A 16,396-nucleotide genomic window follows, 5' to 3' on the forward strand; every position below is an offset into this window, starting at 1 on the left:
CAGAATAGCTCTCTATGGAAGAGAGGAGGGAAACCGAAAATTGGGTGCCCCTCCTCTTTTTTGGTATAATAGAAGATAGAAAACGAGGTTAGAAGAGATGATTTTTGATACACATACACACTTAAATGTAGAAGAATTTGCAGGTCGTGAGGCAGAAGAAATTGCCTTGGCTGCTGAGATGGGTGTGACACAGATGAATATTGTTGGTTTTGATGAACCGACGATTGAGCGTGCTTTGGAGTTGGTAGATGAGTATGAGCAGCTCTATGCGACTATCGGTTGGCATCCGACAGAAGCTGGAACTTACACAGAGGAGATTGAAGCCTACTTGCTTGACAAGCTCAAGCATCCAAAGGTGGTTGCCTTGGGTGAGATTGGTTTGGATTATCATTGGATGACAGCACCAAAAGAGGTGCAGGAGCAGGTTTTTCGCCGTCAGATCCAGCTATCTAAGGACTTGAATTTGCCTTTTGTTGTCCATACCCGTGATGCGCTGGAAGATACCTATGAGATTATCAAGAGCGAGGGAGTTGGCCCTCGAGGTGGCATTATGCATTCTTTCTCAGGAACTCTTGAATGGGCAGAGAAGTTTGTTGAGCTTGGCATGACCATTTCCTTCTCAGGAGTGGTGACTTTTAAGAAGGCAACTGACATCCAAGAAGTAGCTAAAGAGTTACCTTTGGACAAGATTTTGGTGGAAACAGATGCGCCTTACCTAGCTCCTGTTCCTAAACGGGGTCGCGAAAACAAAACAGCCTATACTCGCTATGTAGTGGACTTTATCGCCGACTTGCGTGGTATGACGACAGAAGAGCTAGCGGTAGCAACGACTGCAAATGCAGAACGAATTTTTGGATTGGAAAGTTAATTATGAAAGAGAAAATTTCTCAAGTTATCGTGGTCGAAGGTCGCGATGATACGGCCAATCTCAAACGTTATTTCGAGGTAGAGACCTATGAGACTCGAGGTTCTGCCATCAATGACCAGGATATAGAGCGGATTCAGCGCCTGCACCAACGTCATGGAGTTATTGTCTTTACAGACCCAGATTTTAATGGGGAGCGGATTCGACGCATGATTATGACAGCCATTCCAACAGTTCAGCATGCCTTTCTCAAGCGAGATGAAGCTGTTCCTAAGTCCAAAACCAAGGGACGTTCTCTGGGAATTGAGCATGCCAGCTATGAAGACCTGAAAACGGCTCTAGCTCAGGTAACAGAACAATTTGAACATGAGAGTCAGTTTGACATCAGTCGTAGCGACTTGATTCGCCTTGGTTTTCTAGCAGGGGCAGACAGCCGTAAGCGACGAGAATATCTAGGAGAGGCTCTCCGAATTGGCTATTCCAACGGCAAGCAACTCCTCAAACGCCTAGAGTTGTTTGGGGTCACCTTGGCAGAAGTGGAAGAAACCATGAAATCTTATGAGAACAGCTAAGCAGACCCCAAATGTAAGGGGAATGTGTTACAATAGTAGTAACAGATAATAGAAAAGAGAATAGATGAGAATTGCAGATTATAGCGTGACCAAGGCGGTGCTGGAGCGTCACGGTTTTACTTTTAAAAAGTCCTTTGGGCAAAATTTCTTGACGGATACCAATATCCTACAAAAAATCGTGGATACAGCTGAGATTGACGGCCAGGTTAATGTTATCGAAATCGGGCCAGGGATTGGTGCCTTAACGGAGTTTCTGGCTGAGCGTGCAGCTCAAGTCATGGCTTTTGAGATTGACCACCGTTTGGTACCAATTTTGGCAGATACCTTGCGTGATTTTGATAATGTGACCGTGGTCAACGAGGACATTCTCAAGGTTGACTTGGCGCAACATATCCAGAATTTTAAAAATCCTGATCTGCCAATCAAGGTAGTGGCTAACTTACCCTACTACATCACGACGCCTATTCTCATGCACCTAATCGAGAGTGGGATTCCTTTTAGTGAGTTTGTGGTCATGATGCAAAAAGAGGTAGCGGACCGCATTTCCGCTCAACCAAATACCAAGGCATATGGTAGTTTGTCAATCGCTGTGCAGTATTACATGACTGCCAAGGTTGCCTTCATTGTACCTCGTACGGTCTTTGTGCCAGCACCAAACGTGGACTCTGCTATTTTGAAAATGGTGCGTCGTCCAGAACCAGCCGTAGTAGTAGAAGATGAGAACTTCTTCTTTAAGGTTTCCAAGGCAAGTTTCACCCATCGCCGCAAGACCTTATGGAATAACTTGACAGGCTACTTTGGCAAGACTGAAGAAGTTAAGGAAAAATTGACCAAGGCTTTGGACCAGGCAGGATTGTCACCAAGTGTACGTGGGGAAGCTCTCAGCTTGGCAGAGTTTGCTAGCCTAGCAGACGCACTTAAAGGGCAAGGACTCTAAGATGCAGGGACAAATCATTAAAGCCTTGGCTGGGTTCTACTATGTAGAGAGTGATGGCCAGGTCTATCAAACACGAGCGCGTGGAAATTTCCGTAAAAAAGGTCATACACCCTATGTTGGAGACTGGGTCGATTTTTCTGCAGAGGAAAATTCAGAAGGCTATATCCTCAAGATTCATGAACGGAAAAACAGTCTGGTCCGTCCGCCTATTGTCAATATTGACCAAGCTGTGGTGATCATGTCTGTCAAGGAACCTGATTTTAACAGCAATTTGCTGGATCGTTTCTTGGTTCTTTTAGAGCATAAGGGCATCCATCCCATCGTCTATATTTCTAAAATGGATTTGTTGGGAGACGGGGGAGAACTGGATTTTTATGAACAGACTTATGGTGATATCGGCTATGACTTTGTGACCAGTAAAGAGGAACTCCTTCCTTTGTTAACAGGCAAGGTTACAGTCTTTATGGGGCAGACAGGTGTTGGGAAATCAACTCTTCTCAATAAAATCGCACCAGATCTCAATCTTGAAACAGGAGAAATTTCAGACAGTCTGGGTCGCGGGCGCCACACTACTCGAGCAGTTAGTTTTTACAATCTTAATGGGGGTAAAATCGCAGATACACCAGGCTTTTCATCACTGGATTATGAAGTAACAACGGCTGAAGACCTCAATCAGGCTTTCCCAGAGATTGCTAGTGTCAGTCGAGACTGCAAATTCCGCACTTGTACCCATACACATGAGCCGTCTTGTGCTGTCAAGCCAGCTGTTGAAGAGGGTATCATTACCACCTTCCGTTTTGATAATTACCTGCAATTCCTCAGTGAGATTGAAAATCGCAGAGAAACTTATAAAAAAGTCAGCAAAAAAATTCCAAAATAAGGAGAAACCTATGTCTCAATACAAGATTGCTCCGTCAATTCTGGCAGCAGATTATGCCAACTTTGAACGTGAAATTAAACGCCTAGAAGCAACTGGGGCGGAGTATGCCCATATCGATATTATGGATGGTCATTTTGTACCGCAAATCAGTTTTGGTGCGGGTGTGGTCGAATCTCTTCGTCCTCATAGTAAGATGGTTTTCGACTGCCACTTGATGGTGTCAAATCCTGAGCATCATTTAGAGGACTTTGCGCGTGCAGGTGCAGATATCATCAGTATCCATGTGGAAGCAACGCCTCATATTCATGGTGCCCTCCAAAAGATTCGTTCACTCGGTGTCAAGCCTTCGGTTGTCATCAACCCTGGTACGCCTGTCGAGGCGATTAAGCACGTCCTTCACCTAGTTGACCAAGTCTTAGTCATGACAGTAAACCCTGGGTTTGGCGGACAAGCTTTTCTGCCTGAAACCATGGATAAGGTCCGTGAGTTGGTTGCCCTTCGTCAGGAAAAAGGTTTGAACTTTGAGATTGAAGTGGATGGTGGGATTGATGATAAAACGATTGCTCAAGCCAAAGAAGCTGGTGCGACCGTTTTTGTAGCAGGTTCCTATGTCTTTAAGGGAGATGTCAATGAGCGAGTACAAACTCTCAGAAAACAACTGGACTAGGGTTGCCGTTTTTGCTGGTGGAGACCGTGGTCATTATCGGACAGACTTCGATTGCTTTGTCGGTGTGGATCGAGGTTCGCTTTGGGTCTTGGAGGAAAAGCTGCCTCTTGCTCTAGCAGTTGGGGATTTTGATTCTGTTACTGCAGAAGAGCGTCAGTTGATTCAAAAACGTGCTCAGCATTTTGTCCAAGCCCGACCAGAAAAGGATGATACAGATCTGGAATTGGCTCTCTTGACTATTTTTGAGCAAAATCCTCAGGCTCAGGTCACTATTTTCGGTGCTTTGGGTGGCCGTATTGACCATATGTTGGCCAATGTCTTTCTGCCTAGCAATCCCAAGTTGGCGCCTTATATGCGGCAGATAGAAATTGAGGATGGGCAAAATTTGATTGCCTATTGTCCAGAAGGGACCAGTCAGCTAGAACCCCGCTCGGACTATGACTATCTAGCCTTTATGCCGGTTCGGGATAGCCAGCTGACTATTCTCGGAGCTAAGTATGAGTTGACAGAGGAGAATTTTTTCTTTAAAAAAGTGTACGCTTCTAACGAATATATAGATAGGGAAGTGTCAGTGACTTGCCCAGATGGCTATGTGGTCGTGCTGCATAGCAAGGACAGGAGGTAGGATGGAAAGTTTACTTGTTCTATTATTGATTGCCAACCTAGCTGGTCTCTTTCTGATTTGGCAAAGGCAGGATAAGCAGGAAAAACATCTGACCAAGAGCTTGGAGGATCAGGCAGATCACTTGTCAGACCAGTTGGATTACCGTTTTGAACAAGCCAGACAAGCCAGTCAGTTGGACCAAAAAGATTTGGAAGTGGCTGTTAGCGACCGTTTGCAAGAAGTGCGAATGGAATTGCACCAAGGTCTGACTCAGGTCCGTCAAGAAATGACAGATAATCTCTTGCAAACTAGAGATAAGACTGACCAACGCCTTCAAGCCCTGCAGGAATCCAATGAGCAACGTTTGGAACAAATGCGCCAGACAGTCGAGGAAAAACTAGAAAAGACCTTACAGACACGCTTGCAGGCTTCCTTTGAGACAGTTTCCAAACAACTGGAGTCAGTCAATCGTGGCCTTGGAGAAATGCAGACAGTTGCCCGCGATGTCGGCGCCCTCAACAAGGTTCTCTCTGGAACCAAGACGCGAGGGATTCTGGGAGAATTGCAACTGGGGCAAATCATCGAAGACATCATGACTCCTGCCCAGTATGAACGAGAATATGCAACGGTTGAAAACTCCAGTGAACGAGTGGAGTACGCTATCAAGTTACCTGGGCAAGGCGACCAGGAATATGTCTACTTACCAGTTGACTCCAAGTTTCCATTGGAAGATTATTACCGCTTGGAAGAAGCCTATGAAGCAGGTGACAAGGACGAAATCGAACGCTGTCGTAAGTCACTCTTAGCAAGCGTCAAGCGCTTTGCCAAGGATATCAAGAGCAAGTACATAGCACCGCCTCGGACGACCAATTTTGGAATCTTGTTTGTTCCGACAGAGGGACTTTACTCAGAAATCGTCCGCAATCCTGTCTTCTTTGATGACTTGAGACGGGAGGAGCAGATTATTGTCGCAGGGCCAAGTACCCTGTCAGCTCTCCTCAATTCCCTATCAGTTGGATTCAAAACTCTCAATATCCAAAAGAGTGCCGACCATATCAGTAAGACTCTTGCCAGTGTCAAGACCGAGTTTGGCAAGTTTGGTGGTATTCTGGTCAAGGCACAAAAGCATCTCCAACATGCCTCGGGCAATATTGATGAATTATTAAACCGTCGTACCACAGCTATCGAGCGTACGCTCCGTCACATTGAGTTGTCAGAAGGTGAGCCTGCGCTTGATCTACTCCATTTCCAAGAAAATGAGGAAGAATATGAAGATTAGTCACATGAAAAAAGATGAGCTATTTGAAGGCTTTTACCTAATCAAATCAGCTGACCTGAGACAAACTCGCGCTGGGAAAAATTACCTAGCTTTTACCTTCCAAGATGATAGTGGCGAGATTGATGGAAAGCTCTGGGATGCTCAACCTCATAACGTTGAGGCCTTTACTGCAGGTAAGGTTGTCCACATGAAAGGTCGCCGAGAAGTTTATAACAACACCCCTCAAGTCAATCAAATTACCCTCCGCTTGCCTCAACCTGGCGAACCCAATGATCCAGCTGATTTTAAGGTCAAGTCACCAGTTGATGTCAAGGAAATCCGTGACTACATGTCGCAAATGATTTTTAAAATTGAAAATCCTATCTGGCAACGGATTGTCCGAAATCTTTACACCAAGTATGATAAGGAATTCTATTCTTATCCAGCTGCCAAGACCAACCACCATGCCTTTGAAACGGGTTTGGCTTATCATACGGCAACCATGGTGCGTTTGGCAGATGCTATTAGCGAAGTCTATCCTCAGCTCAATAAGAGTCTGCTCTATGCTGGGATTATGCTGCATGACTTGGCTAAGGTCATCGAGTTGACGGGACCAGACCAGACCGAGTATACAGTGCGAGGTAATCTTCTTGGACATATCGCTCTGATTGATAGTGAAATTACCAAGACAGTTATGGAACTCGGCATTGATGATACCAAGGAAGAAGTCGTTTTGCTCCGCCATGTCATCCTCAGTCACCACGGCTTACTTGAGTATGGAAGCCCAGTCCGTCCACGCATTATGGAAGCAGAGATTATCCATATGATTGACAATCTGGATGCCAGCATGATGATGATGTCAACAGCTCTGGCTTTGGTGGATAAGGGAGAGATGACCAATAAAATCTTCGCTATGGATAATCGTTCCTTCTATAAACCAGATTTAGATTAATAATTTAAGAAAAATGAGCATTTTTTAGGATAAGAATGTTCGTTTTTTTATGTGAATATGGTATAATAAGTAAAAGACAAAAATGAATACTCTTCGAAAATCTCTTCAAACTAGGCTAGCATCGCCTTGTCGTATGTATATATGCAGGTATATTACAGGAATTGTCAGTTCTATCGACAATCTCAAAACAGTGTTTTGAACCACCAGCGACCAGCTTTCTAGTTTGCTTTTTTGATTTTTTGAATAAAAATGGAATAGGAAATAGAAATGAAATTAAGAAGAAGTGATCGGATGGTTGTCATTTCCAACTATTTGATTAATCATCCTTATAAACTAACTAGTCTCAATACTTTTGCTGAAAAGTATGAATCTGCTAAATCATCCATCTCAGAAGATATCGTGATTATCAAACGCGCCTTTGAGGAAATTGAAATTGGTCACATCCAGACAGTAACTGGTGCTGGCGGAGGTGTCATTTTCACACCATCAATCTCAAGCCATGATGCCAAGGAAATGGTTGAAGACTTGCGTGCCAAGTTGTCAGAAAGTGACCGTATCTTGCCAGGTGGCTATATCTACTTGTCAGATTTGCTTAGCACACCAGCTATCTTGAAAAATATTGGACGCATTATTGCCAAGAGCTTTATGGACCAAAAAATTGACGCGGTTATGACAGTAGCGACCAAGGGTGTGCCACTTGCAAATGCAGTTGCCAATGTCCTCAATGTTCCTTTTGTTATTGTGCGCCGTGACTTGAAAATTACCGAAGGTTCAACTGTCAGCGTCAACTATGTTTCAGGTTCAAGTGGTGACCGTATTGAAAAAATGTTCCTTTCAAAACGCAGTCTCAAGGCAGGAAGCCGTGTCTTGATTGTGGATGACTTCTTGAAAGGTGGCGGAACTGTCAACGGGATGATTAGTCTCTTGCGTGAGTTTGATTCAGAATTGGCTGGTGTAGCGGTCTTTGCGGACAATGCCCAAGAAGAACGTGAAAAGCAGTTTGATTACAAGTCACTCTTGAAGGTAACCAATATTGATGTCAAGAACCAAGCCATTGATGTTGAGGTTGGCAATATCTTTGACGAAGATAAATAAGAGATAGAACTAAAGGTTGGAACGATTGTCCCAGCCTTTCTTTGCAAATAGAATAGAAGGAAACTTATGAAAACACCATTTATCAATAAAGAAGAGTTAGAAGCGATTGTTGCCGAGTTCCCGACTCCCTTTCACTTGTATGATGAGAAGGGAATTCGTGAGAAGGCAAGAGCTGTTAACCAAGCCTTTTCGTGGAATAAGGGCTTTAAGGAATATTTTGCGGTTAAGGCTACTCCAACACCAGCTATTTTGAAAATTCTCCAAGAGGAAGGCTGTGGTGTGGACTGCTCTAGTTACGTAGAGCTTTTGATGAGCCATAAACTGAATTTCCCTGGTTCTGAGATTATGTTCTCTTCCAACAACACGCCAGACAAGGAATACGCCTATGCGCGTGAATTGGGTGCGACCATTAACTTGGATGCCTTTGAAGATATTGAACATCTGGAGAGAGCAGCAGGCATTCCAAAAATCATCTCATGTCGTTACAATCCTGGAGGCGTTTTTGAACTGGGGACAGACATTATGGACAATCCTGGAGAAGCCAAGTTTGGCATGACCAAGGACCAGCTCTTTGAAGCTTTTGCTATCTTGAAGGAAAAAGGAGCTAAGACCTTTGGGATTCACTCCTTCCTAGCGTCTAATACTGTGACCCATCTCTATTATCCAGAGTTGGCGCGTCAGCTTTTTGAATTGGCTGTTGAAATCAAGGAAAAGTTGGGCATTTCGCTAGACTTTATCAATCTTTCTGGCGGTATTGGTGTCAATTATCGTCCTGATCAGGAGCCAAATGATATTGCCTTGATTGGTGAGGGGGTTCGTAAGGTTTATGAAGAAGTTCTTACGCCAGCAGGTCTTGGTCAGGTTAAGATTTTCACCGAATTGGGTCGTTTTATGCTAGCCCCTCACGGTGCTTTGGTTACAAGAGTGACTCATAAGAAAGAAACCTACCGTACTTATCTGGGTGTGGATGCATCAGCAGTCAACCTCATGCGTCCAGCTATGTATGGAGCTTATCATCACATTACTAACGTGACCCATCCAGATGGACCAGCTGAAGTGGTAGATGTGGTCGGCTCACTCTGCGAAAACAATGATAAATTTGCAGTGAATCGCGAACTGCCTCATACAGAAATCGGTGATTTGCTGGTCATTCATGATACAGGTGCCCACGGATTTTCAATGGGCTACCAGTACAACGCCAAACTTCGTTCTGCGGAAATCCTCTATACCGAAGAAGGTAAAGCCCGTCAAATCCGCCGAGCAGAGTGCCCTGAGGACTATTTTGCAACCTTGTATGGTTTTGATTTTGAAGAATAAAATGAGAAGTAATTGAAAATGAAATTGAAAAACAGATTGCTTTCTAAAAAATAGGCAAAAATCTTGTTTTTCCTTCAAGTCATGATATAATAAAACTATAAAACGTTTTCAAGGAAGGTAACGATATGTCTGAAGAAACAATTGATTATGGACAAGTGACAGGAATGGTGCATTCGACAGAAAGCTTTGGGTCAGTAGATGGGCCTGGTATTCGCTTTATTGTCTTTTTGCAGGGCTGTCACATGCGTTGCCAGTATTGCCACAACCCAGACACTTGGGCTATGGAGTCCAATAAGTCACGTGAACGGACGGTAGATGATGTCTTGACAGAGGCCTTGCGCTACCGCGGTTTCTGGGGAAATAAGGGTGGGATTACAGTCAGTGGAGGAGAAGCCCTCTTGCAGATTGATTTCCTGATTGCCCTATTCACTAAGGCTAAGGAACAAGGAATCCACTGTACCTTGGATACCTGTGCGTTGCCTTTCCGTAATAAACCACGTTACCTTGAGAAGTTTGACAAACTCATGGCTGTCACTGACTTGGTTCTTTTGGATATCAAGGAAATCAACGAAGAACAGCACAAGATTGTTACTAGCCAAACCAATAAAAACATCCTGGCCTGTGCCCAGTATCTATCAGATATTGGAAAACCTGTCTGGATTCGCCACGTGCTAGTTCCAGGCTTGACAGACAGAGATGATGACTTGATTGAACTTGGGAAGTTTGTCAAGACCCTTAAAAATGTTGATAAGTTTGAAATTCTGCCTTATCACACCATGGGAGAATTCAAATGGCGTGAATTGGGAATTCCATATTCACTCGAAGGGGTTAAACCACCAACAGCAGATCGCGTCAAGAACGCTAAACAACTCATGGATACCGAAAGTTACCAAGACTATATGAAACGTGTACATGGATAAAAAGAAGCCTGATGGAAACATCGGGCTTTTGATACTCAATGAAAATCAAAGAGCAAACTAGGAAGCTAGCCGCAGGTTGCTCAAAGCACTGCTTTGAGGTTGTAGATAGAACTGACGAAGTTAGCTCAAAACACTGTTTTGAGGTTGTGAATAGAACTGACGAAGTCAGTAACCATACGTACGGCAAGGCGAAGCTGACGTGGTTTGAAGAGATTTTCGAAGAGTATGACTTGCAAAAAAGACTTAGCAAATCAGCTAAGCCTTTTTCTTCTTATCTCGAACGTTGTTTTCCAGCGTTGCGATTTTTGTGTTTTTTCTTGCTTGTGATAGCAGTTGGTTGTTCAGGGGTAACGTCTTTTCGTCCACTTGGTTTAGAGAAAGCACTTGCTTTTGGTGGATTCTTGGCCAGTTCTTCACGGACTTTTTTGCGAAGTTTTGGACGAACGATATAGTTGACGATAAACTGTTGGAGAATCATCATGAAGCCACCAACAACCCAATAAAGTGTGACACTAGCTGGTGAGATGAGGGAGAAGCCGGCAATCATGACTGGGCTCACGTAAGCCATTTTCTTGATTTGATCTCTTTGCGTTTCATCCTCTACTCCGTGAAGTGAAAGGAGTGATTGAAGATAGTAAAGGACACCAGCGCAGGCAGCCAAAATCATACTTGGAGAGCCTAGAGGAATGCCTAGGTAGCTTGCTTGAGCAACACCTTCAGTATGTTGGGCAGTAAAGTAGATAGCAGAGAAGAAAGGCATTTGAAGGAGGAGAGGGAAACATCCTACACCACCAAACATACTGATGCCATGCTCTTTTTGAGCAGCAAAGAGAGCTTGTTGGGCTTCGAGTTTTTCTTCTTGAGTAGTCGCTTCCTTGAGACGAGTTTGGTGTGGCTCAAGGACATGCTTGAGGGCGTTCATCTTTTCAGAGTGAAGCGTTGCCTTCCATGATTGGTAGATACCAAGTGGCAAGATAATCAAGCGCACGATAATGGTTACGATAATGATAGCGACACCAAAGCCTAGAGCTTTATCATTGGCGAAGTACTTGATAGCTTCAGCCATAGGCGCTCCGAAAGTATTCCAAATGACTCCTGTTGGCTGGCCTGTGGATTTATCAACATTGACACAGCCAGTCAAGACAAGCAACATAGCCACTCCCATAGCTGAGAGTGCAAAACGTTTAATAGATTTCACTGTTTTTATTCCTTCTTTAAAAATTATACCTTTCTATTCTACTGTTTTTTTACAAAATATACAATAGTTCTAGAGACCTAATTTGCGATTTTAAAGTCAGAGTAGGGAGGAAAGTTGCTCAGTTTGACATCTAAGTAGCTGACTTTTGAAAAAGGTGTGGGTCCTTTGCGGATTTCTTGGATAAATTTTGCCATGATAGCAGATGAGTCTGCTTGGGCTAAGATTTCCACTGTGCCATTGTCGTTATTCCACACTCGACCTGTGATGCCACCAATTTCAAGCGCCAGGCTGTAAACACCCCAACGAAAGCCGACTCCTTGCACCCTACCTTGGGCAATCATTCTAACCTTTTGCATACCAAACCCCTTTGATTGTGTTATAATATTTCTATGACTATTATAACCTCAAAAGCCAATTCTGTGGTAAAAAATGCCAAGAAATTACACCAAAAAAAATACCGCAAGTCTTCCTATTTGATTGAAGGCTGGCACTTGTTTGAAGAAGCTGTTCAAGCTGGAGTGACGATTGAGAAAATCTTTGCCCTAGAAAATTACCGAGATCAGTTAGTTGCTTTTCCGCAAACTGTCTGGGTTTCAGAGGATATTTTGCTAGATTTGGCAGATTCTCAGACTCCTCAGGGAATTGTTGCGGTGGTTCAAAAAGAAGAAGTAGTACAAGCTGATTTGAGTCAGGGCAAGTTCTTGTTTTTGGAAGATGTGCAAGATCCTGGTAATGTGGGAACGATCATTCGGACTGCGGATGCAGCAGGCTATACAGGAGTGATTGTTTCAGAAAAGTCGGCAGACATCTACAGTCTCAAGACTCTACGTTCCATGCAAGGCAGTCATTTTCATCTGCCTATTTACCGGATGTCTAGTCAAGCGCTTCTCGAGGAAGCTAAAAAGGCAGCTATCCCAGTGCTAGCAACAACCCTATCTAAAGATTCTGTTGATTACAGAGAACTGCCTCCTATAGAAAATTTTGTACTAGTCATGGGAAATGAGGGTCAAGGAATTAGTCCCCTTATGGCTGAAAGTGCAGACCAGTTGGTCCATATTAGCATGAAGGGGCAGGCGGAGAGTTTGAATGTTGCCATTGCAGCTGGTATTTTGATTTTCCATTTAAGCTAATTTTAACTTTTTTTGTTATAATCAAGGAAAGATGTTCATAGAAAAGGAGAAAAGGATGAATCACACTATTATACATGACCGTGCAGGTCTCAATCAATTTTACGCTAAGGTTTATGCCTTTGTTGGTCTAGGAATCGGACTATCTGCTTTGGTATCAGGCCTTATGTTGACGGTCTTTCAGTCTCAGTTGGTTTACTTTTTGATGCAGGGGCGTCTCTGGTTGACCATTGCTACTTTTGCGGAGTTGGCCTTGGTTTTCGTTGCCAGTAGCATGGCTTCAAGGAATAGTCCAGCTGCTCTTCCAGTATTTTTACTTTACTCTGTTTTAAACGGTTTTACACTCAGTTTTGTGGTGGCCTTCTATACTCCGGGTACAGTTTTATCTGCCTTTGTATCGAGCGCCCTTCTCTTCTTTGTCATGGCGGCAGTTGGTATCTTCACCAAGAAAGATTTGAGTGGCCTTGGTCGAGCGATGATGGCGGCTCTCATTGGTTTACTGATTGCTATGGTAGTCAATATTTTCTTGGCTAGTGGCTTCTTTGATTATATGATTAGCGTAGCCATGGTTTTGGTTTTCTCAGGGTTGATTGCTTGGGATAACCAAAAGATTCGCCTTGCTTATGAGCAATCACAAGGTCGTGTAGCGACAGGTTGGGTTGTGTCAATGGCTCTCAGTATCTATCTTGATTTTATCAATCTCTTCCTAAGTATTTTACGTATCTTCGGTCGTAATGACTAGAAGGTCCCTAACATCAGTGTTCGAAGGAGCACTGATTTTTTTCGTATTTGCTCTTTCCTTTTCTTGAAAATAGGTGTATAATGTTTTTAATTAATTTTTTGAGGAGTAGTTTATGAAGAAAAGTTTTATCCATCAACAAGAAGAGATTTCCTTTGTCAAAAACACTTTTACCCAGTATTTGAAAGATAAGTTAGAAGTTGTCGAAGTTCAAGGTCCTATTTTGAGCAGGGTCGGTGACGGGATGCAGGACAACTTATCAGGTGTGGAGAACGCCGTATCGGTCAAGGTTCTCCAAATCCCTGATGCTACTTATGAAGTGGTGCACTCCCTTGCTAAATGGAAACGCCATACCTTGGCTCGCTTTGGTTTTGGTGAAGGTGAAGGTCTTTTCGTCCACATGAAGGCCCTTCGTCCAGACGAAGACTCGTTGGATGCGACCCACTCTGTTTATGTTGACCAGTGGGACTGGGAGAAGGTTATCCCAAATGGTAAGCGTAACATCGCTTATCTAAAAGAAACAGTTGAGAAGATTTATAAGGCCATTCGTTTGACAGAACTAGCTGTTGAAGCCCGCTATGACATTGAGTCTATCTTGCCAAAACAAATCACCTTTATCCACACAGAAGAGTTGGTAGAACGCTACCCAGACTTGACACCGAAAGAACGTGAAAATGCTATTTGTAAAGAATTTGGAGCCGTCTTTTTGATTGGTATCGGTGGCGAGTTGCCAGATGGTAAACCGCATGATGGGCGTGCACCAGACTACGATGACTGGACAAGCGAGTCTGAAAATGGCTACAAGGGTCTAAATGGTGATATTCTTGTTTGGAATGAGTCTTTAGGTGGAGCCTTTGAGTTGTCTTCTATGGGGATTCGTGTAGATGAAGAAACGCTTCGCCGTCAGGTCGCCATCACAGGTGATGAAGACCGTTTAGAATTGGAATGGCACAAGTCTTTGTTGAACGGCCTATTCCCATTGACAATCGGTGGAGGAATTGGACAATCTCGGATGGCCATGTTCCTACTTCGCAAGAAACACATCGGAGAAGTGCAAACAAGTGTTTGGCCTCAAGAAGTCCGCGATACTTACGAAAATATTTTGTAGAGAATCGAACCGCAAGGTTCGGTTTTCTTTCTCTTTTCGCCCATAATTTGGTATAATAAACGGTATGAAAATCGTATCAGGAATCTATGGGGGACGTCCCCTCAAGACACTAGAAGGAAAGACGACAAGACCTACTTCGGATAAGGTTAGGGGAGCCATTTTTAACATGATTGGTCCCTACTTTGAAGGGGGACGAGTCTTGGACCTTTATGCAGGTAGTGGTGGTTTATCTATCGAGGCAGTATCGCGTGGCATGTCCAGCGCTGTTTTGGTGGAACGAGACCGTAAGGCTCAGGCTATCGTAGCTGAAAATATTCAGATGACCAAGGAAGTTGGAAAATTTCAACTCCTCAAGATGGATGCAGAAAGGGCATTGGAACAGGTATCTGGGGAATTTGACCTCATTTTCTTAGACCCTCCTTATGCCAAGGAACAAATCGTAGCAGATATTGAAAAAATGGCTGAGAGAGAGCTTTTTTCTGAAGATGTCATGGTCGTGTGTGAGACGGATAAGGCCGTTGAGCTTCCAGAAGAAATTGCCTGCCTGGGCATCTGGAAGGAAAAAATTTATGGAATTAGTAAGGTGACGGTCTATGTCAGATAAGATTGGCTTATTCACAGGCTCATTTGATCCGATGACAAATGGGCATCTGGATATCATTGAACGGGCGAGCAGACTCTTTGATAAGCTTTATGTCGGTATTTTTTTTAATCCCCACAAACAAGGATTTCTCCCTATCGAAAATCGTAAACGGGGGCTAGAAGAGGCTTTGAAACATTTAGAAAATGTTGAAGTCGTGTCTTCTCATGATGAATTGGTGGTTGATGTTGCGAAAAGACTGGGGGCTACTTGTCTAGTGCGGGGTTTGAGGAATGCGTCGGATTTGCAATACGAAGCCAGTTTTGATTACTACAACCATCAACTGTCTCCTGATATAGAGACTATTTATTTACATAGTCGACCTGAACATCTCTATATCAGTTCATCAGGCGTTAGAGAGCTTTTGAAATTTGGTCAGGATATTGCTTGCTATGTTCCCGAGAGTATTTTGGAGGAAATAAGAAATGAAAAAAAAGATTAGATGGCCCTTATATGTCATTGCGGCCTTAATTGTGACTTTCTTGGCATTTGTAGTGCCCTTGCCCTACTATATAGAAGTTCCAGGTGGTTCGGAAGATATTCGCCAAGTCCTTAAAGTAAATGACACAGAAGATAAGGAAGCTGGGGCCTATCAATTCGTTACGGTTGGTGTCCAGCACGCTACTTTAGCCCATATGATTTATGCATGGTTGACGCCTTTTACAGATATTCGTAGTGCCCAAGAGACTACAGGTGGCTCTTCCGATGTTGAATTTATGCGAATCAATCAATTTTACATGCAAACATCGCAAAATATGGCCAAATATCAAGGGTTAAAAACAGCTGGTAAAGATATCGAACTCAAATACCTTGGGGTTTATGTCTTGACTGTAACGGATAATTCGACCTTTAAAGGGATTCTCAACATCTCTGATACAGTTACAGCAGTCAATGATCAGACCTTTGATAGTTCCAAAGATTTGATTGATTACGTCAATTCTCAAAAACTAGGGGACTCCGTCAAGGTCACCTATGAAGAGGATGGGCAAACCAAGTCTGCAGAAGGAAAAATCATTACTCTAGAAAATGGCAAAAATGGGATTGGAATCGGTTTGATTGACCGTACAGAAGTGACCAGTGATGTCCCAATTCGCTTTTCAACAGCTGGTATCGGTGGTCCAAGTGCAGGTCTCATGTTTAGTCTAGCTATCTATACTCAAATAGCTCACCCAGGTCTTCGTAATGGTCGTATTGTTGCTGGTACAGGTACCATTGACCGTGATGGGAATGTGGGGGACATTGGTGGTATTGACAAGAAAGTTGTAGCTTCGGCTAGAGCAGGTGCCGCTATTTTCTTTGCTCCTGATAACCCAGTTAGCGAAGAAGAACAAAAGGCGCATCCGGACGCGAAAAACAACTACCAAACAGCCCTAGAAGCGGCTAAAACAATCAAGACGGATATGAAAATCGTGCCCGTTAAAACCCTACAAGATGCGATTGATTACTTGAAAAACAATCCCTAGATTTTGAGGGGGATTTCCAAACTAGCGCGCAAACAGAGAAGATGGTATAATAGT

General features: G+C 43.6%; 19 protein-coding genes. 17 read left to right on the forward strand and 2 right to left on the reverse strand.

Annotation, left to right across the window (positions count from 1 at the left end; all coding sequences use genetic code 11):
• The first annotated feature begins 97 nt into the window (after positions 1–97).
• The 11 genes from SP4011_RS01600 (at position 98) to pflA (ending at position 10,067) form a co-directional block, all read left to right on the forward strand.
• The gene (locus tag SP4011_RS01600) at positions 98–868 is read left to right on the forward strand and encodes a TatD family hydrolase (RefSeq protein WP_338619562.1); all 771 of its coding nucleotides are present in this window, start codon (positions 98–100) and stop codon (positions 866–868) included.
• A 2-nt stretch (positions 869–870) separates the two neighbouring features.
• Entirely contained in the window at positions 871–1,437 is a 567-nt protein-coding gene (rnmV, locus tag SP4011_RS01605) for a ribonuclease M5 (RefSeq protein ID WP_020900841.1), read from the forward strand.
• Between the two features lie 64 nt (positions 1,438–1,501).
• Positions 1,502–2,374 (forward strand): 16S rRNA (adenine(1518)-N(6)/adenine(1519)-N(6))-dimethyltransferase RsmA, encoded by an 873-nt coding sequence (gene rsmA, locus SP4011_RS01610; RefSeq protein WP_338619563.1) that lies wholly within the window; start codon positions 1,502–1,504, stop codon positions 2,372–2,374.
• Between the two features lies 1 nt (position 2,375).
• On the forward strand, positions 2,376–3,254 hold the full coding sequence (gene rsgA, locus SP4011_RS01615; protein WP_338619564.1) for a ribosome small subunit-dependent GTPase A: 879 nt from the start codon (positions 2,376–2,378) through the stop codon (positions 3,252–3,254).
• Positions 3,255–3,264: 10 nt separating this feature from the next.
• On the forward strand, positions 3,265–3,921 hold the full coding sequence (gene rpe, locus SP4011_RS01620; protein WP_338619565.1) for a ribulose-phosphate 3-epimerase: 657 nt from the start codon (positions 3,265–3,267) through the stop codon (positions 3,919–3,921).
• Positions 3,884–4,546 (forward strand): thiamine diphosphokinase, encoded by a 663-nt coding sequence (locus tag SP4011_RS01625; RefSeq protein ID WP_338619566.1) that lies wholly within the window; start codon positions 3,884–3,886, stop codon positions 4,544–4,546. The genes rpe and SP4011_RS01625 overlap by 38 nt, the downstream gene beginning before the upstream one ends.
• 1 nt (position 4,547) lies before the next feature.
• Positions 4,548–5,804 carry a DNA recombination protein RmuC gene (gene rmuC, locus SP4011_RS01630; RefSeq protein ID WP_338619568.1) on the forward strand — a complete coding sequence of 419 codons (1,257 nt, stop codon included), beginning with the start codon at positions 4,548–4,550 and terminating at the stop codon, positions 5,802–5,804.
• On the forward strand, positions 5,794–6,735 hold the full coding sequence (locus SP4011_RS01635; protein ID WP_338619570.1) for a 3'-5' exoribonuclease YhaM family protein: 942 nt from the start codon (positions 5,794–5,796) through the stop codon (positions 6,733–6,735). Before rmuC ends, SP4011_RS01635 begins: the two co-directional genes overlap by 11 nt.
• A 267-nt stretch (positions 6,736–7,002) precedes the next feature.
• Positions 7,003–7,830 (forward strand): pur operon repressor, encoded by an 828-nt coding sequence (purR, locus tag SP4011_RS01640; RefSeq protein WP_001825276.1) that lies wholly within the window; start codon positions 7,003–7,005, stop codon positions 7,828–7,830.
• A gap of 66 nt (positions 7,831–7,896) precedes the next feature.
• Positions 7,897–9,147 (forward strand): diaminopimelate decarboxylase, encoded by a 1,251-nt coding sequence (locus SP4011_RS01645; protein ID WP_338619572.1) that lies wholly within the window; start codon positions 7,897–7,899, stop codon positions 9,145–9,147.
• 125 nt (positions 9,148–9,272) lie between these two features.
• Positions 9,273–10,067, forward strand: coding sequence for a pyruvate formate-lyase-activating protein (gene pflA / locus SP4011_RS01650; RefSeq protein ID WP_001288289.1), 795 nt, complete (start codon positions 9,273–9,275; stop codon positions 10,065–10,067).
• A gap of 271 nt (positions 10,068–10,338) precedes the next feature.
• On the opposite strand, the gene yidC is transcribed toward pflA, so the two are convergent.
• Together yidC and SP4011_RS01660 are read right to left on the reverse strand one after the other, a co-directional pair.
• On the reverse strand, positions 10,339–11,265 hold the full coding sequence (gene yidC / locus SP4011_RS01655) for a membrane protein insertase YidC (RefSeq protein ID WP_338619575.1): 927 nt from the start codon (positions 11,263–11,265) through the stop codon (positions 10,339–10,341).
• Between the two features lie 77 nt (positions 11,266–11,342).
• Positions 11,343–11,621 carry an acylphosphatase gene (locus SP4011_RS01660; protein ID WP_001174618.1) on the reverse strand — a complete coding sequence of 93 codons (279 nt, stop codon included), beginning with the start codon at positions 11,619–11,621 and terminating at the stop codon, positions 11,343–11,345.
• A 33-nt stretch (positions 11,622–11,654) separates the two neighbouring features.
• Here SP4011_RS01660 and SP4011_RS01665 point away from each other — a divergent pair, with 33 nt between their 5' ends.
• The 6 genes from SP4011_RS01665 (at position 11,655) to SP4011_RS01690 (ending at position 16,342) form a co-directional block, all read left to right on the forward strand.
• Positions 11,655–12,395 (forward strand): TrmH family RNA methyltransferase, encoded by a 741-nt coding sequence (locus SP4011_RS01665; RefSeq protein WP_000152696.1) that lies wholly within the window; start codon positions 11,655–11,657, stop codon positions 12,393–12,395.
• Positions 12,396–12,450: 55 nt separating this feature from the next.
• Complete coding sequence (locus SP4011_RS01670; protein ID WP_001016914.1) at positions 12,451–13,134, forward strand: Bax inhibitor-1/YccA family protein; 684 nt, start codon at positions 12,451–12,453, stop codon at positions 13,132–13,134.
• A 112-nt stretch (positions 13,135–13,246) separates the two neighbouring features.
• Positions 13,247–14,239, forward strand: a complete 993-nt coding sequence (gene asnA / locus SP4011_RS01675) for an aspartate--ammonia ligase (protein WP_000748004.1) — start codon at positions 13,247–13,249, stop codon at positions 14,237–14,239.
• A gap of 64 nt (positions 14,240–14,303) precedes the next feature.
• On the forward strand, positions 14,304–14,843 hold the full coding sequence (gene rsmD, locus SP4011_RS01680; protein WP_000706954.1) for a 16S rRNA (guanine(966)-N(2))-methyltransferase RsmD: 540 nt from the start codon (positions 14,304–14,306) through the stop codon (positions 14,841–14,843).
• A complete protein-coding gene (coaD, locus tag SP4011_RS01685) occupies positions 14,833–15,321 on the forward strand; it encodes a pantetheine-phosphate adenylyltransferase (RefSeq protein WP_001280725.1) in 489 nt (162 codons plus the stop codon). The genes rsmD and coaD overlap by 11 nt, the downstream gene beginning before the upstream one ends.
• Positions 15,305–16,342, forward strand: coding sequence for a SepM family pheromone-processing serine protease (locus SP4011_RS01690; protein ID WP_000727282.1), 1,038 nt, complete (start codon positions 15,305–15,307; stop codon positions 16,340–16,342). The genes coaD and SP4011_RS01690 overlap by 17 nt, the downstream gene beginning before the upstream one ends.
• The last annotated feature ends 54 nt before the right edge of the window (positions 16,343–16,396 follow it).

The organism is Streptococcus parapneumoniae (genome assembly GCF_037076355.1).
Classification (GTDB): Bacteria; Bacillota; Bacilli; order Lactobacillales; family Streptococcaceae; genus Streptococcus; species Streptococcus parapneumoniae.

Excerpts from the sequence above, each read along its gene's own strand:
- SP4011_RS01600 (WP_338619562.1), top strand. The coding sequence starts at position 98 with ATGATTTTTGATACACATACACACTTAAATGTAGAAGAATTTGCAGGT.
- rnmV (WP_020900841.1), top strand. The coding sequence starts at position 871 with ATGAAAGAGAAAATTTCTCAAGTTATCGTGGTCGAAGGTCGCGATGAT.
- rsmA (WP_338619563.1), top strand. The coding sequence starts at position 1,502 with ATGAGAATTGCAGATTATAGCGTGACCAAGGCGGTGCTGGAGCGTCAC.
- rsgA (WP_338619564.1), top strand. The coding sequence starts at position 2,376 with ATGCAGGGACAAATCATTAAAGCCTTGGCTGGGTTCTACTATGTAGAG.
- rpe (WP_338619565.1), top strand. The coding sequence starts at position 3,265 with ATGTCTCAATACAAGATTGCTCCGTCAATTCTGGCAGCAGATTATGCC.
- SP4011_RS01625 (WP_338619566.1), top strand. The coding sequence starts at position 3,884 with ATGAGCGAGTACAAACTCTCAGAAAACAACTGGACTAGGGTTGCCGTT.
- rmuC (WP_338619568.1), top strand. The coding sequence starts at position 4,548 with ATGGAAAGTTTACTTGTTCTATTATTGATTGCCAACCTAGCTGGTCTC.
- SP4011_RS01635 (WP_338619570.1), top strand. The coding sequence starts at position 5,794 with ATGAAGATTAGTCACATGAAAAAAGATGAGCTATTTGAAGGCTTTTAC.
- purR (WP_001825276.1), top strand. The coding sequence starts at position 7,003 with ATGAAATTAAGAAGAAGTGATCGGATGGTTGTCATTTCCAACTATTTG.
- SP4011_RS01645 (WP_338619572.1), top strand. The coding sequence starts at position 7,897 with ATGAAAACACCATTTATCAATAAAGAAGAGTTAGAAGCGATTGTTGCC.
- pflA (WP_001288289.1), top strand. The coding sequence starts at position 9,273 with ATGTCTGAAGAAACAATTGATTATGGACAAGTGACAGGAATGGTGCAT.
- SP4011_RS01660 (WP_001174618.1), bottom strand. The coding sequence starts at position 11,621 with ATGCAAAAGGTTAGAATGATTGCCCAAGGTAGGGTGCAAGGAGTCGGC.
- SP4011_RS01665 (WP_000152696.1), top strand. The coding sequence starts at position 11,655 with ATGACTATTATAACCTCAAAAGCCAATTCTGTGGTAAAAAATGCCAAG.
- SP4011_RS01670 (WP_001016914.1), top strand. The coding sequence starts at position 12,451 with ATGAATCACACTATTATACATGACCGTGCAGGTCTCAATCAATTTTAC.
- asnA (WP_000748004.1), top strand. The coding sequence starts at position 13,247 with ATGAAGAAAAGTTTTATCCATCAACAAGAAGAGATTTCCTTTGTCAAA.
- rsmD (WP_000706954.1), top strand. The coding sequence starts at position 14,304 with ATGAAAATCGTATCAGGAATCTATGGGGGACGTCCCCTCAAGACACTA.
- coaD (WP_001280725.1), top strand. The coding sequence starts at position 14,833 with ATGTCAGATAAGATTGGCTTATTCACAGGCTCATTTGATCCGATGACA.
- SP4011_RS01690 (WP_000727282.1), top strand. The coding sequence starts at position 15,305 with ATGAAAAAAAAGATTAGATGGCCCTTATATGTCATTGCGGCCTTAATT.